Source organism: Roseobacter sp. HKCC-CH-9208 (assembly GCF_037805125.1).
GTDB lineage: Bacteria > Pseudomonadota > Alphaproteobacteria > Rhodobacterales > Rhodobacteraceae > M30B80.
Window position 1 is genome coordinate 1,175,524 of record NZ_JBBLYK010000001.1, and the last position, 20,529, is coordinate 1,196,052.

20 protein-coding genes are annotated in these 20,529 nt (G+C 55.7%); 12 read left to right on the forward strand and 8 right to left on the reverse strand.

Features of this window, described 5'->3' with window-relative positions; translation table 11 throughout:
- Positions 1-31 precede the first annotated feature (31 nt).
- Complete coding sequence (locus AAC621_RS05880; RefSeq protein WP_340253071.1) at positions 32-1,336, forward strand: UDP-glucose dehydrogenase family protein; 1,305 nt, start codon at positions 32-34, stop codon at positions 1,334-1,336.
- Between the two features lie 4 nt (positions 1,337-1,340).
- Here AAC621_RS05880 and AAC621_RS05885 read toward each other — a convergent pair whose 3' ends face one another.
- Positions 1,341-2,312: a KpsF/GutQ family sugar-phosphate isomerase gene (locus AAC621_RS05885; protein ID WP_340253073.1), complete on the reverse strand. Its 972-nt coding sequence runs from the start codon at positions 2,310-2,312 to the stop codon at positions 1,341-1,343.
- A gap of 158 nt (positions 2,313-2,470) precedes the next feature.
- Here AAC621_RS05885 and AAC621_RS05890 point away from each other — a divergent pair, with 158 nt between their 5' ends.
- Positions 2,471-2,920, forward strand: coding sequence for an NUDIX hydrolase (locus AAC621_RS05890; RefSeq protein WP_340253075.1), 450 nt, complete (start codon positions 2,471-2,473; stop codon positions 2,918-2,920).
- A 6-nt stretch (positions 2,921-2,926) separates the two neighbouring features.
- Positions 2,927-3,127 carry an Hpt domain-containing protein gene (locus AAC621_RS05895; RefSeq protein WP_340253077.1) on the forward strand — a complete coding sequence of 67 codons (201 nt, stop codon included), beginning with the start codon at positions 2,927-2,929 and terminating at the stop codon, positions 3,125-3,127.
- A 10-nt stretch (positions 3,128-3,137) separates the two neighbouring features.
- Here the strand turns inward: AAC621_RS05895 and ilvA are convergent, their stop codons facing one another.
- Entirely contained in the window at positions 3,138-4,376 is a 1,239-nt protein-coding gene (gene ilvA / locus AAC621_RS05900) for a threonine ammonia-lyase IlvA (protein WP_340253079.1), read from the reverse strand.
- 131 nt (positions 4,377-4,507) lie between these two features.
- Here ilvA and AAC621_RS05905 point away from each other — a divergent pair, with 131 nt between their 5' ends.
- Positions 4,508-5,728 (forward strand): argininosuccinate synthase, encoded by a 1,221-nt coding sequence (locus AAC621_RS05905; RefSeq protein ID WP_340253081.1) that lies wholly within the window; start codon positions 4,508-4,510, stop codon positions 5,726-5,728.
- Here the strand turns inward: AAC621_RS05905 and galE are convergent.
- Positions 5,725-6,738, reverse strand: coding sequence for a UDP-glucose 4-epimerase GalE (gene galE / locus AAC621_RS05910; RefSeq protein ID WP_340253083.1), 1,014 nt, complete (start codon positions 6,736-6,738; stop codon positions 5,725-5,727). The genes AAC621_RS05905 and galE overlap by 4 nt on opposite strands.
- A 156-nt stretch (positions 6,739-6,894) precedes the next feature.
- On the reverse strand, positions 6,895-7,098 hold the full coding sequence (locus AAC621_RS05915; RefSeq protein WP_340253084.1) for a hypothetical protein: 204 nt from the start codon (positions 7,096-7,098) through the stop codon (positions 6,895-6,897).
- A 261-nt stretch (positions 7,099-7,359) separates the two neighbouring features.
- Between AAC621_RS05915 and hslO the strand changes: the two genes are divergently transcribed.
- From hslO to AAC621_RS05950, 7 genes are all read left to right on the forward strand, one after another.
- The gene (hslO, locus tag AAC621_RS05920; RefSeq protein WP_340253085.1) at positions 7,360-8,361 is read left to right on the forward strand and encodes an Hsp33 family molecular chaperone HslO; all 1,002 of its coding nucleotides are present in this window, start codon (positions 7,360-7,362) and stop codon (positions 8,359-8,361) included.
- Between the two features lie 7 nt (positions 8,362-8,368).
- The gene (locus tag AAC621_RS05925; protein ID WP_340253086.1) at positions 8,369-8,977 is read left to right on the forward strand and encodes a CoA pyrophosphatase; all 609 of its coding nucleotides are present in this window, start codon (positions 8,369-8,371) and stop codon (positions 8,975-8,977) included.
- Positions 8,974-10,140, forward strand: a complete 1,167-nt coding sequence (locus AAC621_RS05930; RefSeq protein WP_340253087.1) for a CCA tRNA nucleotidyltransferase — start codon at positions 8,974-8,976, stop codon at positions 10,138-10,140. The genes AAC621_RS05925 and AAC621_RS05930 overlap by 4 nt, the downstream gene beginning before the upstream one ends.
- 44 nt (positions 10,141-10,184) lie before the next feature.
- On the forward strand, positions 10,185-12,443 hold the full coding sequence (gene rnr, locus AAC621_RS05935; protein ID WP_340253089.1) for a ribonuclease R: 2,259 nt from the start codon (positions 10,185-10,187) through the stop codon (positions 12,441-12,443).
- 143 nt (positions 12,444-12,586) lie between these two features.
- Entirely contained in the window at positions 12,587-13,831 is a 1,245-nt protein-coding gene (locus AAC621_RS05940) for a lytic murein transglycosylase (protein ID WP_340253091.1), read from the forward strand.
- Positions 13,832-13,902: 71 nt separating this feature from the next.
- Positions 13,903-15,594, forward strand: a complete 1,692-nt coding sequence (locus AAC621_RS05945) for a Y-family DNA polymerase (protein WP_340253093.1) — start codon at positions 13,903-13,905, stop codon at positions 15,592-15,594.
- A 104-nt stretch (positions 15,595-15,698) separates the two neighbouring features.
- Positions 15,699-15,917 carry a hypothetical protein gene (locus AAC621_RS05950; protein ID WP_340253096.1) on the forward strand — a complete coding sequence of 73 codons (219 nt, stop codon included), beginning with the start codon at positions 15,699-15,701 and terminating at the stop codon, positions 15,915-15,917.
- A 60-nt stretch (positions 15,918-15,977) separates the two neighbouring features.
- Here the strand turns inward: AAC621_RS05950 and AAC621_RS05955 are convergent, their stop codons facing one another.
- The 4 genes from AAC621_RS05955 to AAC621_RS05970 form a co-directional block, all read right to left on the reverse strand.
- Positions 15,978-16,838 carry a D-amino-acid transaminase gene (locus tag AAC621_RS05955; protein WP_340253099.1) on the reverse strand — a complete coding sequence of 287 codons (861 nt, stop codon included), beginning with the start codon at positions 16,836-16,838 and terminating at the stop codon, positions 15,978-15,980.
- Positions 16,839-16,844: 6 nt separating this feature from the next.
- A complete protein-coding gene (dgcA, locus tag AAC621_RS05960; protein WP_340253101.1) occupies positions 16,845-17,819 on the reverse strand; it encodes an N-acetyl-D-Glu racemase DgcA in 975 nt (324 codons plus the stop codon).
- Positions 17,816-18,817, reverse strand: coding sequence for an N-acetyltransferase DgcN (gene dgcN, locus AAC621_RS05965; protein ID WP_340253104.1), 1,002 nt, complete (start codon positions 18,815-18,817; stop codon positions 17,816-17,818). Before dgcN ends, dgcA begins: the two co-directional genes overlap by 4 nt.
- Positions 18,818-18,971: 154 nt before the next feature.
- Positions 18,972-19,316, reverse strand: coding sequence for a hypothetical protein (locus AAC621_RS05970; RefSeq protein WP_340253106.1), 345 nt, complete (start codon positions 19,314-19,316; stop codon positions 18,972-18,974).
- A 204-nt stretch (positions 19,317-19,520) separates the two neighbouring features.
- Here AAC621_RS05970 and AAC621_RS05975 point away from each other — a divergent pair, with 204 nt between their 5' ends.
- A complete protein-coding gene (locus AAC621_RS05975) occupies positions 19,521-20,501 on the forward strand; it encodes a glutathione S-transferase family protein (protein ID WP_340253110.1) in 981 nt (326 codons plus the stop codon).
- Positions 20,502-20,529 lie beyond the last annotated feature (28 nt).

Below are 20,529 nucleotides of genomic sequence, written 5' to 3' on the forward strand. Positions count from 1 at the left end.
AACAAGATTGGCCAAAAAAGGACATTAAACCATGCGGATTGCGATGATTGGCACAGGCTATGTTGGCTTGGTTTCGGGGGTCTGCTTCTCGGATTTTGGGCATGAGGTGATCTGTGTCGACAAAGCCCCAGAAAAAATCGCTAAACTGAATAAGGGTGAGGTTCCAATTTATGAGCCTGGCCTTGAGGATTTGATGGCCCGCAATGTCGAGGCGGGGCGGCTGTCCTTTACAACGGATTTGGCGCAAGCTGTGGATGGGGCAGATGCTGTGTTTATTGCTGTTGGCACGCCCACGCGGCGGGGCGATGGCCATGCTGATCTCACCTATGTCATGGCCGCCGCCGAAGAAGTCGGGCGCGCGCTGACAGGCTACGCCGTGGTGGTGACGAAATCGACTGTGCCTGTTGGCACCAACCGCAAGGTGCAAGAGGTTGTGGCACAGGCCAATCCAAAGGCGGAGTTTGATGTTGCCTCAAACCCCGAGTTTCTTCGGGAAGGGGCCGCAATTGACGATTTCATGAAGCCAGACCGCGTTGTGGTTGGCGTGCAATCAGAGCGCGCAGCCAAGGTTATGGCCGAGATTTATCGCCCCCTGTATCTGCGCGATTTTCCAATCGTGACCACCGATTTGGAATCGGCGGAAATGATCAAATACGCGGCCAATGCCTTTCTTGCGACCAAGATCACCTTCATCAATGAAGTCGCCGCGCTCTGCGAAAAAGTCGGCGCGGATGTGAAGGAAGTCTCAAAAGGTATGGGGCTTGATGGGCGCATTGGAAATAAGTTTCTACATGCAGGGCCAGGGTATGGTGGGTCTTGTTTCCCCAAGGACACCCAAGCCTTGGCGCGGATTGGTCAGGATTTTGCGGCCCCCCAACGGATTGTAGAAACAGTGATCCGCGTGAATGACGCAGTTAAACTGCGCATGATCGAAAAACTGCGTGATCTGTGCGATGGCAGTTTCAATGGCAAGAAAATCGCCGTGCTGGGCGTAACCTTTAAGCCAAACACCGATGATATGCGCGATGCGCCTTCGCTCACCATTGTGCCCGCTCTTGTGGGCGGCGGCGCGACCGTGCGTGTGGTCGACCCGCAAGGCCGCCGCGAAGGGGAACAGCTGTTGCCAAATGTGACATGGTGCGATGACCCCTATACCGCTGCGGAAGCCGCCGATCTTTTGGTGATCCTGACCGAGTGGAACGAGTTCCGCGCGCTGGATTTAACCCGTTTGTCCAAGGGCATGGCGCAGGCGCGCATGGCCGATTTGCGAAATATATACAGCCGCCAAGATGCGCTAAGCGCAGGCTTTGCCACCTATGACGCTATAGGACGCTAAGGGTTTAAGCCAAACCTGCCCGCAGGCAATCGTGCAAGTGCAACAGACCGACAGGGCGTTGCTCATCATCCAACGCGAAAAGGGCTGTGATTTTATGCGCAGACATGACCGCCAAGGCCTCGGCAGCAAGGGCATCTGGGGCGGTCACGCGGGGGGATTTGGTGGCGACATCACCAGCCGTGCAGGACATCAGCCGCGCCATGTTGCGCCGCAAATCCCCGTCTGAGATCACCCCATCAAGGCGACCTTCGCCGTCCAAGACCCCAACGATACCAAAGCTTTTCTCGGTCATCACCAACAGGGTCTCAGGCATCGGGGTAGTCACCTGAACCAAGGGCAAGGCCGCCCCTTCATGCATCAATTGCGCAACTTTTGACAATTGTGCGCCCAGTTTCCCGCCGGGATGAAAGGTGCGGAATTGATCGGGTCGAAAACCGCGCTGCTCCATGACACAAACGGCCAATGCATCGCCCAAGGCAAGTGTCAGGGTCGTTGAGGTTGTCGGCGCCATCCCAATCACACAAGCCTCAGGCGCGGCAGGCAAGGTCAAGCGATACTGCGCCGCCCGCATCAATGTGCTGTCTTCGCGCCCTGATATGCCAATCATCGGGATTGAAAACCGCGCCACATGGGCCACGATATCGCCCAATTCAGCCGTTTCACCTGAGTTTGAGATCAAAATTACCAAATCCTCAGGGGTGATCATACCTAAATCACCGTGGCTTGCCTCAGCAGGGTGGACAAAAGTCGAAGGTGTGCCAGTCGAAGCAAGGGTTGAGCTGATCTTGCGCGCAATATGCCCCGATTTTCCGATACCAGATAAGATCACACGGCCTTTCGTGGCCAGCATGGCCTCAACCGCGCCGTCAAAATCGGCAGGCAAATGCGCGGCCAAAGCCATCACCGCATCCGCCTCAATTTTCAAAACGCGGGCGGCGGTGTCGCGGATCGCGGCCAATTTATCCTGCTGTGTCATAATCTCTTGCCTGATCTGGTTGGTGTGGCGTGCTGTGGTCTGACTTAGACAAAAAATCAAGCTTTGCACAGGGTCTGACATGCATTTGAGGGGTTTTGAGAACGGGATACACCTGTCAAAGTCGTGCTCAAAGCAAGTCGCGCCTGAGGGGGGATAAAATGAACCGCCGTTTTGGCAATTGGCCAGATCCAAACCAGTATTACCGCCCCCGCGCGGGGGCCTATGCGATTATTGATGCAGGTGATGGCATTCTGGCCACCTTCCAAGAGGATCCAGACCCCGAATTTCAATTGCCTGGAGGCGGGATTGACGCAGGCGAAACCGCCATCCAAGCCTTGCATCGCGAAGTTTTGGAAGAAACGGGATATCGCATCCATGGAATTCGCCGCTTGGGGATGTTTCATCGCCATACATTTATGCCCGATTATGGCTATTACGCACACAAGCAATGCCACATCTTCTATGCCCAACTGGGGCGCCGCATTGGGGAACCAACAGAGGCAGGCCATAGCGCGATTTTCCTGCCGTGGGACGAGGCTGAAACGCTATTGGCCGTGTCAGGGGATCGGCATTTTGTGCGGCAACTCCTGGCCCATTATGGCCGATAAGCCAACATGGCGGCAGCGCGTGCATTTCATGCGTTGCGCGGGGCGGCCAGTAATCGTGGCCTAACCAGCTTTTGCGAATATTGCCACAGACTTGAACATCGTGAGTGGCTGGCAACACAGGCCGATCTCGACAGTTTGACCCGACTGCTTTCGACCGGTCTTTCGGCGCTGGCGCACCATATCCCCCAACTTGGCGCCGAGATTTAGACCGCGCTTTTCAAATCAAAAACTCAGCTAAAACCTCGTCATTGGTAATGTCGCGACAGGCAAATCCACGCGCCTCAATCCGCGCCATTAGATCAGGAAAATGCGCGGCGTCTTTTGTTTCAATCCCAATTAAAACCGACCCGAAATTGCGTGCGGATTTCTTCAAATACTCAAATCGCGCGATATCATCATCTGGGCCAAGCAGGTTCAAAAATTCGCGCAGGGCCCCGGGGCGCTGCGGCATACGCAAGATGAAATATTTCTTGACGCCCAAGAAGCGCATTGCGCGCTCTTTGACTTCGGGCAATCGCTCGAAATCGAAATTTCCGCCAGAGGTCACACAGACCACCGACTTACCCGCAATCTCATCGGCAATTTCAGGCAAAACATCAATCGACAAGGCCCCCGCAGGTTCTAGCACAATGCCTTCGATGTTGAGCATCTCTTGAATCGTCACGCATATCCGGTTTTCAGGTGCCAAATGCACGCGTTCAGGCTTGATATGATTGAGCCGCGCAAAGGTTTTTTCACCAATCCGCGCAACAGCCGCGCCATCGACAAACGTATCTTCAATTTTGACCGTCTTTGGCGCGCCCTCGGCCAATGCTGCGGTCAGACTTGGGCCGCCCACAGGTTCAACCAAGGTCACTGCCTGATCACGCCCGAGATACGACAACATACCCGCTGACAACCCCCCGCCTCCTACAGGCAGCACCAAGCAATCAGGGGCGTGGCCCAGTTGCTCGACCATCTCAACAGCCACCGAAGCCTGCCCCTCAATCACATCTTCATCATCAAAAGGTGACAGGAAATGAGCACCTTCGCGCGCGCAAAATCCCTGCGCTGCGGCCAATGTCTCATCAAAATAATCGCCAACCAATTCAATGCGCACATTGGCCCCCCCAAAGGCACGGGTTTTGGCGATCTTCTGCTGTGGCGTAGTGACGGGCATGAAAATCACACCCTCAACCCCAAAATGCTGGCAGACATAGGCCACGCCTTGTGCGTGATTGCCCGCACTGGCGCAAACGAATTGCCGGCGTGTGGCATCCACGGCCAAGGCCTTGCGCATTGCGTTAAAAGCACCGCGAATTTTATACGAGCGCACAGGACTAAGATCCTCGCGCTTGAGCCAAATATCCGCGCCATAGCGCTCTGACAGATAAATATTTTTCTGCAAAGGCGTGGGCGCAAACAAGGCGCGCATAGCCTGTTCGGCAGCTTTGGCATTATTTTTAAAATCATTCATTCCCTAGGCCTGCCTTAAAGATTGCCCCCTGTCTAGCCTGCGCAATGCGCCAAGCGGATACTGCACCAACTTGCGTCCCTCGCCAAAACCCGTTATCGCGCGCCAATCCCTTTCAAATTCGGAGCTAAACGATGTCTGCGCCCAAGAAAGTTGTTCTCGCTTATTCAGGTGGTCTCGATACATCCATCATCCTGAAATGGCTGCAGAGCGAATATGGCTGCGAGGTCGTGACCTTTACCGCCGATCTGGGTCAAGGCGAAGAACTGGAGCCCGCACGCAAAAAGGCCGAATTGCTGGGCGTGTCCGAAATTTTCATCGAAGACCTCCGCGAAGAATTCGTGCGCGATTTCGTGTTCCCGATGTTCCGCGCCAATGCGCTTTACGAGGGGCTTTATCTTCTTGGCACATCCATCGCGCGCCCGCTGATTTCAAAGCGTTTGGTTGAAATTGCCGAAGCCACTGGGGCCGATGCGATCTCGCATGGGGCAACGGGCAAGGGCAATGACCAAGTGCGTTTTGAATTGGCCGCCTACGCGCTGAACCCAGACATCAAAGTCATCGCACCGTGGCGGTTGTGGGATTTGACCAGCCGCACAAAATTGTTGGATTTTGCAGAAAAAAATCAAATTCCTATCGCCAAGGACAAGCGCGGCGAAGCCCCATTTTCAGTGGATGCAAACCTGCTGCACACCTCTTCTGAGGGGAAAGTTCTGGAAGATCCCGCGCAAGAAGCGCCCGACTACGTCTATCAGCGCAGCGTCCATCCTGAAGACGCGCCTGACACGCCCGAAATGGTGGAAATCACGTTTGAGCGCGGTGATGCAGTTGCAATCAATGGCACCGCAATGAGCCCCGCCACAATCCTGACCAAGCTCAATGAATTGGGCGGCAAGCACGGCATTGGCCGCCTTGATCTGGTTGAAAACCGCTTTGTTGGTATGAAATCGCGCGGCATTTATGAAACACCAGGCGGCACGATTTTGCTTGAGGCCCATCGCGGGATCGAGCAGATCACCTTGGATAGCGGCGCGGGCCATCTGAAAGATTCTATCATGCCGCGCTATGCAGAGCTGATCTATAACGGCTTCTGGTTCAGCCCTGAGCGCGAAATGCTTCAAGCGCTGATCGACAAAAGCCAAGAGCATGTATCTGGCACTGTGCGCGTCAAACTCTATAAGGGTGCGGCACGCACTATGGCGCGTTGGTCTGATCACAGCCTATATTCCGAGGCCCATGTGACCTTCGAAGAGGATGCGGGCGCCTATGATCAAAAAGATGCGCAGGGCTTCATCCAGCTGAACGCGCTGCGCTTGAAACTGTTGGCCGCGCGCAATCGCCGCCTAAAAGGTTAATCGTTCCTGCGCTCTTGGGCCTGCATCCAAGCCCAAGAACTAGCGCACATCTCATCTAGCCCGCGCTTTGCTTCAAACCCAAGCAGATCGCGGGCTTTTTCTGTTTTGGCACAATAAATTGGCACATCCCCCTCACGGCGCGCGACAATCTCATAGGGCAACTGGCGGTTCGTAGCGCGCTGATAGGCGGCGATCATTTCCAAGACCGAATACCCCCGCCCCGTCCCAAGATTGACCAAATGCCCGTGCCCCTGCCGCAACTGCGCCAAAGACAGAACATGGCCTTCGGCCAAATCTTCAACATGGATATAATCCCGAACGCCCGTGCCATCGGGCGTGTCATAATCATTTCCAAAAACCGAGATTTTTGCCAATGCGCCAGTGGCCACCTTGGCAATATAGGGCATCAGATTGTTTGGAATATCCGCAGGGTCTTCGCCAATCAGCGCCGAGCCATGCGCCCCAGCGGGGTTGAAATAACGCAAAACACCCACCGCCCATTCCGGATCAGCTGCGCACAGATCTTGCAACATTTCTTCGCAGATGATTTTGGTGCGCCCGTAAGGGTTCATCGCGCGGCGTGGCGCAGTTTCGGGCGTTGGGGTTTCATCAGGCTCACCATAAACTGTGGCGGATGACGAAAACACAAGGCGCTTACACCCTGCCCGCTCCATTGCGCCGAGGAGGTTCAAAAAACCACCCACGTTATTATCAAAATACGCCAATGGCTTGGCAACGCTTTCGCCCACCGCTTTATGGGCAGCCAAATGAATCACCCCGCCAAATTCATGTTCCTGAAAGGCCTGATCAAGGCAGGCACTGTCGCGGATGTCCCCCTCAATAACGCTTGGTGCCGTGCCCATAATCTGCGCCAAACGCACAGGCACATCGCGGCGGGCGTTGTTAAAATTATCGAATATGACGGGGGTATAGCCCGCCTCATGCAAAGCGACCACGACATGCGAGCCAATATAGCCCGCCCCACCTGTTACCAGAATTTGCTCTGCCATGGATCACCCGTGCGGAAACTGCGGTCTTGTCAATCCTGCTGTCAGAAAACACCCGCTCGGTCAAACCCCTGATCGCTATTTGGCTTTGGGCAAAGTGAACCCTTCGGCCTTTATCGCCTGCATCGCAACGGCCGCGCCATAGCCATTACCACAACATTATTCCCAATATTTACTGAGGGCATAGGCACCGTCAGAGGGTCTGTGATGGGTTGGATAGCTGACAATCTTGACCCCATCGCGCGGCGCAATGCCCTGTCTTTGGGTTAGAAACACAATTTCATGCCCACCTTGTGCAATCAGCCAAGACAATATTTCTCGATACTGACCGGGATAATTTTGGTGAACCATCAAAATTTTCATAGCGCCTTACCCCGTTTGCAGCCTGAGGCGGTTTTTGCGCAAGCCACCCGCAATGAGAGCCAAATCCAAGTTATGACCCGCAAATGACCATCGAAATTTGCCCAGATTGTGGCAGCCGCATGGCGGCTTTGCGGCCCAAAGCGTGGTTTGGGTCTTGCCCTTGGACGACCTATATGAAAGCAGACCGCGGTTGACGGGGCGCGGCCTTTGGCTGACCCTGACAAAAAAGGCGCGATAATTTTAGGCGAAGGACGAAAGAGAATGAGTGTTGGCGCGGATGCCGCTTGGGATGATGTGGTTTTACCATTTCAATTAGACGCTTCCGATATTCGGGGGCGCGTGGTGCGCCTTGATCAGACGCTGGATCAGATTCTTAGCCAACATGATTACCCGTCAGGGGTTGAGGCTATGGTGGCCGAGATGGTGCTTTTGACCGCCTTGATCGGACAGACCATAAAACTGCGTTGGAAATTGTCGCTGCAATTACGCGGTGATGGCCCACTGCGTTTGATCGCGACAGATTTTTATGCCCCTGAAGGCGAGGGGAAACCCGCCCGCATCCGTGCCTATGCGAGTTACGACAAGGACAAATTTGACAACAGCGCCACACCCTTTCCACAGGCGGGCAAGGGCTATTTCGCACTTCTCTTGGATCAAGGCACGGGCAGCGCGCCCTATCAGGGCATCACACCTCTGACGGGCGATGCTTTGCGCGGTTGTGCCGAGGCTTATTTTGCACAATCCGAACAGTTACCGACACGGTTTATGTTGGGCTATGGTCGCTCCTCCACCCCAGGGCAGGAGGGAGAGAATTGGCGCGCAGGCGGCGTGATGCTTCAGCATATGCCCAAAGCAAGCCCGCATGTGACCGGCGAAGGCGGATCAGGGGAAGCGGGGCTTTTGGCCGCAACCGATCTTCTCAACGAGGATGAGGGCGAAAATTGGAACCGCGCCAATATCCTTCTTGATACTGTAGATACGTTTGAACTGATTGGCCCCTCTCTCAGCCAGACGGATCTCTTGCTGCGCTTGTTCCATGAGGAATCGCCACGCGTCTTCGATCCGCTACCAGTGCGGTTCGGCTGCACCTGTTCGGAGGCACGGGTGCGTCAAAGCCTGTCGATCTATTCGGCCAAAGATATCGCGCATATGACCACGGAAGACGGGCAGGTCTTGGCCGATTGCCAATTCTGCGGGGCGCATTATGAATTCGACCCCGAAACCCTTGGGTTCGAGGCGACAAAACCCGTGCCAGAGGCGTAAACGGCCAATGGCGGGGGCGGCGGGAAAGATCACTCTAGATCAGGTCGTGGCGGCGCTTGAGCGGCCCGCCAAACCCTCCTCCGATTATGATTTGAACCCTGACATCAAATTGCCTGCAGGACGCAAACTGCGCCCTGCCGCTGTGCTTTTCGGCATCGAAGCCTTTGGGGCCACGCCACAGGTTGTATTGACCAAACGCGCCTCGCATTTGGCCCATCACCCTGGTCAAATTGCTTTCCCAGGCGGCAAGCAGGACGAAACTGATGCTAGCCTCGATCACACCGCCCTGCGCGAGGCGCATGAGGAAATCGGTTTGCCTGCGGCACAGGTCAATGTGCTGTCTCATCTGTTGCCGCATGAAACAGTCACGGGCTATCTGATCACCCCGATCTTGGCTGAAATCACCGCGCCCTTTACCGCAATGCCAGAAGCGAACGAAGTAGACGAGGTGTTTCGCGTTCCACTTTCCTTCGTGATGGAGCCGCGGAATTTCCGTATCGAGGCCCGCCGCTGGCAGGGACAGTGGCGCAAATTCTATGCCGTGCCCTATGGCCCCTATTACATTTGGGGCGCGACCGCGCGGATATTGAAATCTCTTGCGGATCGGATCACATGAACCAATCCCCTATCATATCCGCAGATTGGCTTTCCAATAGTACCACGCAAGCGGCCTTGGCACTTTTGAGCGATGCAGGCCACCAAGCCTATGTTGTGGGGGGGGCGGTGCGCAATCACCTGATGGGTCACACGGTGGGGGATATTGATATCGCCACAGATGCAACCCCACAGCAGGTGATCGAATTGGCGCAAGGGGCCTCTGTAAAATGCGTGGAAACGGGCGTTGAACACGGCACCGTAACCCTGATCCTATCAGGGGAAAGTTATGAAGTAACCAGCTTTCGCCGTGATGTCGAAGCCCATGGCCGCCGCGCGACCGTAGCCTTTGGCACAAGCCTGACCGAGGATGCCATGCGGCGGGATTTCACGATCAACGCGCTCTATGTTGATGCAGGCGGTGCGATATCTGATCCCACGGGCCAAGGCTTGGACGATCTACGCAAGGGTCTGTTGCGTTTTATCGGGTCGGCGCATCACCGCATCCGCGAGGATTATCTTCGTATTTTACGCTTCTTCCGATTTCATGCGCATTATGCACCGCCAGATGCAGGGTTTGATCCCGACATACTCGCGGCCTGTGCGGCACTGGCAGATGGGCTAGACCAGTTGTCCCGCGAACGGATTGGGGCGGAAATGATCAAGCTTCTCTGCGCCCAAAACCCCGCACCCGCCTTGGCCGCGATGGAGCAAACGGGAATTTTACATCACTGCATCACAGGCGCAAATCTGCGCGCCTTAGGCCCAGTTTTGCATTTTGAGGCCGAGCGCGGCTTTGCACCTGACCCCGCCCTTAGGCTTGCGGCGATTGGGGGGGAAGATCTGCAAACGGAACTCCGTCTATCCAAATCTATGGCCCAAAATGTAGCAGTTTTGCGCGAGATAGCTACGGGCAACATGGCGGGCGCGGAATTGGGCTATCGCCATGGTGAGACAATGACCCACACGGCGCTGATGCTGCGCCATGCCTTCTTTGAAACCCCGCTTGATCTGTCGGAATGGGCAGCCGCAACATTGGGCGCACAGGCGGAGTTTCCAATTCGCGCAGCCGATCTCATGCCCAAGTTGCAGGGGCCAGACTTGGGCAAAGCCCTTGCGGAATTAGAAGCACGTTGGATTGCCTCAGGCTTTCGCCTGACCCGCAGTGATCTTTTGGCGCTTTAAGATTACCCCATGACGGCAGGCCCACACCATGCTAGGGCAGTGCCATGAGCGCGATCCCATCAAAAAGCGAAATCCTGCAATGGATTTCCGATCATCCACATGCCGGTTCAAAACGCGATATCGCGAAGGCTTTTGGTATCAAAGGGGCCGCGCGCATTGATCTCAAGCGCCTTCTCAAAGAGCTTGAAGAAGAAGGCCATCTGCGCCGCGCCAAGAAAACCTATGCCGACCCCGATAAATTACCACCCGTGGCCATCCTGACGGTTTTGGCCGAAGATAGCGCAGGGGATCAGTTCTGCCGTCCGATGGAATGGCAGGGCGAGGGGGACGCGCCAAAAATTCTATATGTTCCCCGTGAGGCTGATCCTGCCTTGGGTGAAGGCGACCGTATCCTTGCTCGTTTGCAAGAGGTTCATGGCGAAGATCACAGTTACCTCGCGCGCCTAATTCGGCGCATCGGCACCAATCCCCGCAAATTCATTGGTATTTTCCGCACGACCTCGGAAGGTGGGCGTATTTTGCCCGTCACCAAAGGCTCAGATAAAGAATGGCGCGTGGCCTCAGATGCCACCTTATCCGCAAAAGATGGCGAGTTGGTCGAGGCAGAGCTTGCAGGGCCAAAGTCCCGCATGGGCCTGCCGCGGGCGCGCATCGTGACACGGCTTGGCGATCCAAGCGCGCCGAAGGCGGTCAGCCTTATTGCAATCCATGAACATGGGCTGCGCGATAATTTCCCAGACGAGGTCATCGCAGAGGCTGACAAAGCCAAACCAGCGTCAAAATCAGGTCGCGAAGATTTAACCAATCTGCCTTTCGTGACCATCGATCCCTCAGACGCGCGCGACCATGATGATGCCTGCTATGCGCATGCAGACCCTGACCCGAAGAACAAAGGCGGTCATGTCATCTGGGTCGCGATTGCCGATGTCGCGCATTATGTGCGCGCGGGCAGTGCGCTTGATCGCGAGGCAAAAAAGCGCGGCAATTCTGCCTATTTCCCAGATCGCGTTGTGCCGATGCTGCCTGACCGATTGTCGGGGGATCTTTGTTCTTTGCATGAGGGCGTTTTGCGCCCCTGTCTTGCCGTGCGCATGGTCATTGATGCAACGGGTGAGAAAAAGGCGCAAAGCTTTCATCGCGGGCTTGTGCGCTCGGTCGCATCTCTGTCCTACGAAGAGGCGCAGGCCGCCCAAGACGGCGCCCCAACCCCGCGTTGCGAGGCTTTGATGGAGCCTGTCATCGCGCCCCTCTTTGCGGCTTATGAGGCACTCAAAACGGCGCGGGTGCGCCGCCAACCGCTTGACCTTGATCTTCCAGAGCGGCGTATCATTCTCTCCGAAGAAGGCGAGGTTGAAAGCGTGGCCTTCCGCGACAGGCTAGACGCGCATCGCCTGATTGAAGAATTCATGGTTCTGGCCAATGTCGCCGCAGCTGAAACTTTGATTGCGAAAAAATCGCCGCTCTTGTTCCGCGTTCACGAAGAACCCGATCCCGACAAGCTGGACGCTTTGCGCGAGACGGCCGCCACAGCGGGGCTTGTTTTGGCGAAAGGTCAGGTGTTGATGACCCGCCATCTCAATGCACTTTTGGCGCAGGCCGAGGGCACGGATCACGATGAGCTGATCAATATTTCCACCTTGCGCTCAATGCAGCAGGCTTATTACCACCCCGAAAATTTCGGCCATTTTGGCCTTGCTCTGCGGGCTTATGCCCATTTCACATCCCCCATTCGCCGTTATGCCGATTTGATCGTGCATCGGGCGCTGATCTCCTCTCACGGCTTTGGCAAGGATGGCTTAAGCGCCGAAGATATCGAAACGCTGGACGCCACCGCCAAACAAATCTCGGAAGCTGAGCGCCGCGCGATGGTGGCCGAGCGAGACACGACCGACCGTTATCTGGCCGCCTATCTTAAGGATCGCGTGGGGGCGGAATTCACAGGTCGTATTTCAGGTGTGGCGCGGTTCGGCGCCTTCGTGAAACTGGACGAAACAGGCGCAGACGGCTTATTGCCCGTGCGCAGTTTGGGCCGCGAGTTTTTCCATTTTGATGCAGACACCCAGACATTGATGGGTGCGGATACGGGTTTAACCTTAGGCATTGGGGATCGCGTCTTGGTGCGCCTGACGGAGGCCTTGCCCGTCACAGGCGGCATCGGTCTTGAGCTACTAGAAATTCACGGCACGCAACACCGCCCCAACACGGGCGGCAAACGCGGCAAGCGCGGCTTTGGCGGGCGCAGATCGGGCCAAGCTGAAGCCAAAAATCGTAAATTGCGCAAATTGAAAAAGCGAAAATCCTAATCTCGATTGCCCCTAGGCGGAATGCATTCTGCGCGCTAGGTTCGTCCATGAGCGGCAAAACCAAGCGCCAGCGGGCTGTTGCTGGTCTGTATCGGGGAAGAAAAATGCAGGTGAAGCAAAACGCCTTGCAATGGTGCGCGCCTATGGCCGCCATTTTCATATCGCTTGGCACAGAGGTAAGCTTGGCTCAGGGATTAGCGGTCAGCAGTTCACCCTTGCCTTACCCACGACCTGCCACGCTCAGCACCCAATCCAACCCTGCACCCCGCGAAAGTTTTTCTCAATGGCGCGCAGATTTCGCATCCCGCGCCGTGGCACAAGGTATTTCGCCCGCAGTGGTAGATGCCACCCTTGGCCGAATGACCCCGTTAGATGAGGTTGTGCGTCTTGATGGCAATCAATCCGAATTTGTGCGCCCCATTTGGGATTATCTCGACAGCGCCGTGTCCACGCAACGCATCGAAGGCGGGCGGGCCAATTATCAAAGGTGGCACGAAGATTTGGCGCGGATCGAATCTCAATTTGGCGTTCCTGGAGAGGTGGTTGTCGCCGTTTGGGGGGTCGAGACATCCTATGGCAGTTTCCGTGGAAACACAGACACATTGCGCGCATTGGCCACGCTGGCATGGGAAGGGCGCAGGCGCGCCTATTTCGAAGCCGAACTTCTCGCCGCCTTGCAAATCCTAGAGATCGGGGCGGTCAGCCCCCGCGCCTTTGCAGGGTCATGGGCAGGGGCAATGGGGCATACGCAATTCATGCCAACCAGCTATCTGGCCTATGCGGTCGATTACACGGGCGATGGTCGCGCAGATATTTGGGGCGATGACCCGCGCGATGCCTTGGCCTCAGCCGCCAATTTCCTGAGCGAAGCAGGATGGCGGCGCGGGCAACCTTGGGCGTTAGAGGTGCGCTTGCCACAAGGATTTGACTATCGCCTTGCCAGTCGTGAGGAAAAACGCGGTGCCGGTTTTTGGCGCAACCGCGCAGTCACCCTCGCGGATGGTGCACCCTTGCCAGATCATGGGCCCTCTGCGCTACTCCTCCCCGCAGGGGCGAATGGTGTGGCGCTTATGGTCTACGATAATTTTGGTGTCCTAGAGCGCTATAACCCCGCTGACAGCTATGTGATCGCGCTAGGTCATTTGTCAGATAGGATCGTGGGGCGTTCAAACGGATTTCGCGCCACATGGCCCCGCAATGATCGCGTCCTAACGCGGAGTGAGCGTGCAGAATTGCAAACACTACTCACCGCGGCAGGGTTTGATACAGGCGGGGTCGATGGGCGGATTGGGCCCAATAGCGTGGCAGCAATCCGCGCCTATCAAATTGCCAACGGCCTCCTACCTGACGGCTATGCCAGCCCCGATCTTTTACGCCGCCTGCAATAGGTGGGACTCGACTCTTTCTGGGGCGTGGACTAAATAAGAACAAAATGTGAACATTTGATGGATGATTTTGAATGTCCGCCCCCGCCCCCCAAATGGCCCGTGCCAAAACGCGCCGCATTTTGTCGATCTATTTGCCGCATCTTGCTGCGGAGCAAATCTTGCGCCTGCATCGCGGCACGAGCCTGCAACCACTTGCCGTGATTGCGGAAGCGGGCAATCGGCAAGTTCTCTCCTCGCTCTGCCCAAAAGCACAAGCCGCAGGGCTTTATCGTGGACAAGCGTTAAGCGCCGCTATGGCGCTATGTGCAAATCTGATCACCCGCAGTCAAAACCCCGCGCAAGAACAAGCCTTTCACAAGGCGCTGTGTCGATGGGCAGAGAAATTTTCGCCTTGGATCGCGGCGGAGGGGACAGATGGTCTGGTGATGGATATTTCTGGCTGCGCCCATCTTTTTGGTGGAGAAACCGCCATGGCCGAGACCATTTGCGCCGATCTCGCGGCATTGGGGCTAAGTGCGAAAATCGGGCTTGCCGATACGCGCGGGGCAGCTTGGGCCTTGGCCCGCTTTGGACATGGTCGTGGCAGAGCGCAACAAGCCCGTGGTGATGCCATCAGCCAAGAAGCGCGCGCTACGCGGGCACGCGCCGCTTTGCGCAGGCGTGACATGAGCCCAAAATTTGCGCCACTTGCCCGCCAAAGCAAAGAGGCGTCTATTCATATCGCACCCCCGTTAGAAACCCGCGCGGCAGTTTTGCCCTTGCCTATCGCCGCTTTGAGGCTTGGGGACGAAACGATAGACGGGTTGGCACGGCTTGGCCTGCATCAGATTCACCATCTGCTTGCGCAACCCCGCGCAGGTCTGGCACGGCGCTTTGGCCAATTTTTGCTCCAGCGCCTTGACCAAGCTTTGGGAAGTCTTGCCGAACCTGTCTCGCCCGCGCGCAGCACGCCCTATTTCGCGGTGCGCATGAGCTTTCCCGAACCCATTGGCACAAGTGATGATCTTCATGCAGCGATCCTGCGTTTAACCGAAGCGCTGTGTCAAAAGCTCGACAAAGCAGGGCGAGATCTGCGCAGCCTACGTCTTGATCTTGCCGAAATGACCGAAGCGCGCCGTCATATCACTTTGCGGCTTGCGCGCAGCCATACCGATGCGCGCACCGTTTACAGCCTGTTGAAATTACAGATGGAACAAGGCCTCAAAGATTTAGAACCTTCTACAGCCTTTGATATGATCCGCCTTGAGGCGCTGCAAACCGAGGCGCGCAATGCCATCGCACATCAAGGCGGGGATAGTTCCGCGCGCGCCCATGCGGCGCGCAGCGCCTTGGACGATCTGATCACGCGCATTGGCACAAGGATTGGGCTAGAAGCAATCACCCGACCCCATCCGGCAGAAAGCCATCTGCCCGAAAAATCACAGAAGTCTCTTGCGGCCGCATGGTCAGACCCGTTTGGGAGCCTATGGCCACGCGCGCATCTTCCGCGCCCTTTAACCCTATTCAAGCCCGAATTTATTGATGCCCCCAACAGCCCAGAACCGCCATTTCGCTTTGCATGGCGGCGACAAAATTTCACTGTGAAATCCTATATCGGCCCTGAAAGAATCGCGCCAGAATGGTGGCTTGATGACCCCAATTGGCGCACTGGATTGCGGGATTATTGGTGCATTACCACCGAGCAAGGTGCCAGATTATGGCTTTTTTATGCCCATGGGGGGGCGATAACAGGCGGTTGGTTTGCCCAGGGTGACTTCACCTAAAAGGCGAAACTCAAATAATTTCAATGCATTGCTGATTTGCGAACAATCCGTTTCCAAGGATTGGATTTTTTTATTTTATTAATAATGTCTAAAAATATAAGATTGTGGCCGATTTCACTGCGAACGAAACGCTACAAGTGCTGCTGACCAATGCAGATGGTTCTTCGGCTGATCTGACAGGGGCGAGTTTGCAATTGGTGGCAGACGGCGCGAACACCAATGTTCTTGTGTCCTTTGGTGGTGGGCCAGGCACATTGGTGGCGACCTTGCAAAACATTACGCCTACGCAAATTACCGCGGGATCAATTACCCTCACAAATTAAGGTACAATCCACTCCAACTGAAAAGGGCGCGATCTCTCGCGCCCTTCTTTTTTGGCCTTTTCAGATTGCCGCTTTACGGCTTTCTTCAAGGTAAATCTCGCGCAAACGTGTCGCCACAGGGCCAGGTTTTCCTGTGCCAATAGGCGTTCCATCCAGTTCAACCACAGGCATCACGAAGGTTGAGGCCGAGGTGATAAATGCCTCATCTGCCGCTTGCGCCTCGGCGACTGTGAAGGGGCGTTCTTCTACCTTCATCTGTGCTTCACGCGCGAAACGCAGCACCGCTGCGCGGGTGATCCCATGCAAAATTTCAGTGCCAAGATTGCGGGTGATGATCGTGCTATCCTTGATGATATAAGCATTGTTTGACGTGCCTTCTGTCACGGCACCATCTTCCACCATCCACGCATCGTCACAGCCAGCCGCCTTTGCCATCATCTTGCCCATCGAAGGGTAAAGGAGCTGCACAGTCTTAATATCGCGCCGCCCCCATCGCTGATCGTCAATAGAGATCATCTTCATCCCTGTCTTTGCCATTGGGCTTTCTGCCAAACCTGGTTTGGACTGGGTGAACAGCACCACGGTTGGCTCTGTCTCAGGGGCAGGATAGACAAAATCGCGATCATTGGGTGCGCCGCGGGTGATCTGTAGATAGATCATACCATCGACCAAGGCATTGCGCGTCACCAGTTCGCGATGAATTTCAAGCAAGCGATCACTGTCGCAGGGCGCGCGCATATCCAATTCGTTCAAGGAGCGGGCAAGGCGTTTTGCGTGGCCTTCGAAGTCAATAAGTTTGCCATCCAAGACGCTGGTCACCTCATAGACGCCATCGGCAAACAGAAACCCCCGATCAAACACCGAAACTTTGGCCTGATCCTCGGGCAGATATTCGCCATTTACATACACGATGCGCGTCATCTCAACTCATCCCCATAATTCTGGACGCGCAGGATGCACCCCGTCTGCGTCAAATGTCAAAGCGTGCTCACGGTCTTCTGCCAGAAGAAGCGGCCCGTCAAGATCGGTAATTGCCGCGCCTTGTGCCACGAGAAGCGCAGGGGCCATAGCAAGAGAACTGCCGACCATGCAGCCCACCATAATCCCATAGCCCTCTGCCGCAGCCGCATCGCGCAACGCAAGCGCCTCCGTCAAACCGCCTGTTTTATCCAATTTGATGTTCACCATATCGTATTTGCCCACCAGATCAGGCAGGCTTGCACGATCGTGGGCAGACTCATCGGCGCAAACTGGCAAGGGGCGAGCGATTTCGGCCAAAAGATCATCGGCACCAACAGGAAGTGGCTGCTCCACCATCTCGACCCCCAGACGGATCAGATGCGGCGCAAGATCACTGTAGCTGTCCACAGTCCATCCCTCATTGGCATCCACGATGATCCGCGCGCGTGGCGCACCACGGCGCACCGCCTCAAGACGCGGCATGTCATCGGGCGTGCCCAATTTGATCTTAAGCAGCGGGCGGGATTGATGGCGCGCTGCCGCAGCCTCCATGCGCTCGGGCGTATCAAGCGACAGGGTATAGGCTGTAATCTCAGCACGCGGCGCGGTCGCAAGCCCCGCCAAATCCCAAACGGGCCGCCCCGTTGATTTTGCTTCCCAGTCCCACATCGCACAATCGACTGCGTTTCGCGCGGCCCCTGCGGGCAATGCGTCCTGCAAGCTTTTACGATCAATCCCTGCAGGCAGATACTCTATTTGCGCCACGACCGAGGCTATGCTCTCGCCATAGCGCGCATAGGGCACAGATTCGCCCCGCCCCGTGATTCCATCGCGGCTGATGTGGACTGTGACCACCTGCGCCTCACTGCGCGAGCCGCGTGAAATCGTAAAAACCTCGGCCAAGCGAAAGGTTTCGGGCGTGGCCGTGATGGTAAAACTCATATCGCCTCCAATGCGTCACAAAGACGTGCAGCACCTTGGCGGAAAGGATCGACAGCAGGCAAGCCCATCCGCTTTTCAACCTCTGCAAGATAGGCCAAGGCTTCATCCTCGCCAAATGCCGCTGTGTTGATTGAGATCCCCACCACTTGCGCCGCTGCATTAGACTGGCGTGCAAGTATCAGGGCCAGATCACGCAGCGCCTCAAGGCTTGGCATTTCATAATCGGGCAGACCACGCATATGGGGGCGGGTTGGTTCATGGCACAAGATCAACGCATCGGGCTGACCCCCATGCACCAAAGCCATGGTCACACCAGAATAGGAAATGTGGAACAGGCTGCCCTGTCCCTCGATCATATCCCAATGATCTGGGTCATCATCAGGGGTCAACCATTCCACCGCCCCTGCCATGAAATCCGCGATGACCGCATCCAATGGCACGCCTTCGCCTGTGATCAGAATACCTGTCTGGCCCGTGGCGCGGAAACTGGATTTCAACCCGCGCGCCTTCATCTCGGCATCCATGGCCAGCGCCGTATACATCTTCCCAACCGAGCAATCCGTGCCAACGGCAAGGCAACGCTTGCCGCTGCGTTTTACGCCATTAGCGATGGGATATTGCACATTTGGCACCCGCACATCATGCAGACTGCGCCCTGTCGCCTTGGCTACGGCGACCAAATCAGGCTCATCACGCAACAGATTGTGCAACCCAGAGGCCAGATCAAACCCTTCCTCTAGGGCCGCGATCAAAACCTTTTTCCATGCAAGCGAGATCACCCCGCCACGATTGGCAACGCCAATCACGAGGGTTTCCGCACCAGCGGCGCGCGCCTCGGCCAAAGTCATATCGGGCAAGCGCATATCGGCCTGACACCCTTCCATGCGGAATTGGCCTATTGCGTTCTCAGGACGCCAATCACGAATACCTTGCGCCACTTTGGCCGCCAAAGGGTCGGGCGCATCGCCCAAAAACAAAAGGTAAGGGGTCTTGATCATCTTGGCTCTCCGACAAAGAGGTGAAGCTTTGTCACAGGATAATCCAAGCCGTCAGAAATTCTTTCGCAAAATCACACGACCTGCACGCAATTTTCGCACGAAATTCTTGGAAAATAGGCCACAAGCGGCGGTTTATTGCGTCATTCCAGTCGAATCAGGTCAAGTATCCCGAAACCTGTGGCGTCACTTCTTCAAAATCCAAAGCGGCGCGATCAGAGGCGGCGGTGTTGCGCTTGAATTCATAGCGCATCAAATCACCATCTTGTTCTGAGGCGATAATCAACGCCTGACATTGGTGACGAGAGCCTTCGTAAACATCCACCAAACCGCGCAAATGCGGGGTGGTTTCCGCGTCAACCGCGAAACCTGAGGGCGTGAATTCTAGGATTGCATAAACATCCCCCCCGATCTGAACCGAACGGGTCGCGCGGCGCTTGAGATCGCGCATCTTCGCGTGGCGCAGGCCATCTACGACATCTTTGGGCAAAAAATCGTTCATAACACACCTATCACTTCCCACTGTAACATGGATCATGCTTGGTTTTGGTCAACATCGGGTTAACCAACCTGCAAATTAGTTGCCAATTTGCAACATGGGTTCTGTGCATATACGCAGAGTGCCTCTGCATGGCCTAGGGTTGGACGAAAAGGCCACACGCATTAGGTCTGAGGCAACAGGAAACAGCGAGACGAGGCAGAACCAATGGGTCTTTTGGTTGATGGCACATGGCAAGATGTTTGGTATGACACCGAAAAATCAGGCGGCGCATTCCAGCGCAGTGTGGCCTCGTTTCGCAACTGGGTGACCGAAGATGGCAGTGCAGGCCCCTCAGGTGAAGGCGGCTTCAAGGCAGAATCGGGTCGCTATCACCTTTATGTTTCACATGCGTGCCCTTGGGCCAATCGCGCCATGATCTTCCGCGCCATCAAGGGTCTGACTGACCATATCAGCGTCAGCGTTGTGCACCCCGATATGCTCGGGGATGGGTGGACATTTTCCACAGACTTTGAAGGCGCTACGGGGGATACACTCTACGGCCTGCTTTTCGCCCGTGATGTCTATCTCAAAGACACACCCGACATGACGGGCCGCGTTACAGTTCCAATCCTTTGGGACAAAGAGCGCGAGAAAATCGTCTCGAATGAGAGTTCGGAAATTATCCGAATGTTCAATTCGGCCTTTAACGGGATCACAGGCGACACGCAGGATTTCTACCCAGAAGAACTGCGCCAAGAGATCGACCAAGTGAATGCGCGCATTTATGACGAGGTGAATAACGGCGTCTACAAATCAGGGTTCGCGACCTCACAGGCGGCCTATGATGATGCTGTGCATACGCTTTTTGAGGCGCTCGATTGGTTGGATGACGGCCTCAGTCGCAACCGCTATCTGATCGGCGCACGCATCACCGAGGCCGATTGGCGGCTGTTTACCACGCTAATCCGATTTGATCTGGTCTATCACCTGCATTTCAAGTGCAACCGCAAGCGGATCATCGATTACCCCAATCTTTGGGGCTACACGCGCGAGCTATATCAATGGGCAGGTGTGGCAGATACGGTGCATTTTAATCATATCGTGCGCCATTACCATTACAGCCACGATATGATTAATCCCGCACGCATCCTGCCGATTAACCCTGTGCTGGATTTCAACGCCCCACATGAGCGCGACCACCTCTAGGCGGGGCGGGACAAATCGCCTATCTAAG

Excerpts from the sequence above, each read along its gene's own strand:
- AAC621_RS05880 (WP_340253071.1), top strand. The coding sequence starts at position 32 with ATGCGGATTGCGATGATTGGCACAGGCTATGTTGGCTTGGTTTCGGGG.
- AAC621_RS05885 (WP_340253073.1), bottom strand. The coding sequence starts at position 2,312 with ATGACACAGCAGGATAAATTGGCCGCGATCCGCGACACCGCCGCCCGC.
- AAC621_RS05890 (WP_340253075.1), top strand. The coding sequence starts at position 2,471 with ATGAACCGCCGTTTTGGCAATTGGCCAGATCCAAACCAGTATTACCGC.
- AAC621_RS05895 (WP_340253077.1), top strand. The coding sequence starts at position 2,927 with ATGGCGGCAGCGCGTGCATTTCATGCGTTGCGCGGGGCGGCCAGTAAT.
- ilvA (WP_340253079.1), bottom strand. The coding sequence starts at position 4,376 with ATGAATGATTTTAAAAATAATGCCAAAGCTGCCGAACAGGCTATGCGC.
- AAC621_RS05905 (WP_340253081.1), top strand. The coding sequence starts at position 4,508 with ATGTCTGCGCCCAAGAAAGTTGTTCTCGCTTATTCAGGTGGTCTCGAT.
- galE (WP_340253083.1), bottom strand. The coding sequence starts at position 6,738 with ATGGCAGAGCAAATTCTGGTAACAGGTGGGGCGGGCTATATTGGCTCG.
- AAC621_RS05915 (WP_340253084.1), bottom strand. The coding sequence starts at position 7,098 with ATGAAAATTTTGATGGTTCACCAAAATTATCCCGGTCAGTATCGAGAA.
- hslO (WP_340253085.1), top strand. The coding sequence starts at position 7,360 with ATGAGTGTTGGCGCGGATGCCGCTTGGGATGATGTGGTTTTACCATTT.
- AAC621_RS05925 (WP_340253086.1), top strand. The coding sequence starts at position 8,369 with ATGGCGGGGGCGGCGGGAAAGATCACTCTAGATCAGGTCGTGGCGGCG.
- AAC621_RS05930 (WP_340253087.1), top strand. The coding sequence starts at position 8,974 with ATGAACCAATCCCCTATCATATCCGCAGATTGGCTTTCCAATAGTACC.
- rnr (WP_340253089.1), top strand. The coding sequence starts at position 10,185 with ATGAGCGCGATCCCATCAAAAAGCGAAATCCTGCAATGGATTTCCGAT.
- AAC621_RS05940 (WP_340253091.1), top strand. The coding sequence starts at position 12,587 with ATGGCCGCCATTTTCATATCGCTTGGCACAGAGGTAAGCTTGGCTCAG.
- AAC621_RS05945 (WP_340253093.1), top strand. The coding sequence starts at position 13,903 with ATGTCCGCCCCCGCCCCCCAAATGGCCCGTGCCAAAACGCGCCGCATT.
- AAC621_RS05955 (WP_340253099.1), bottom strand. The coding sequence starts at position 16,838 with ATGACGCGCATCGTGTATGTAAATGGCGAATATCTGCCCGAGGATCAG.
- dgcA (WP_340253101.1), bottom strand. The coding sequence starts at position 17,819 with ATGAGTTTTACCATCACGGCCACGCCCGAAACCTTTCGCTTGGCCGAG.
- dgcN (WP_340253104.1), bottom strand. The coding sequence starts at position 18,817 with ATGATCAAGACCCCTTACCTTTTGTTTTTGGGCGATGCGCCCGACCCT.
- AAC621_RS05970 (WP_340253106.1), bottom strand. The coding sequence starts at position 19,316 with ATGAACGATTTTTTGCCCAAAGATGTCGTAGATGGCCTGCGCCACGCG.
- AAC621_RS05975 (WP_340253110.1), top strand. The coding sequence starts at position 19,521 with ATGGGTCTTTTGGTTGATGGCACATGGCAAGATGTTTGGTATGACACC.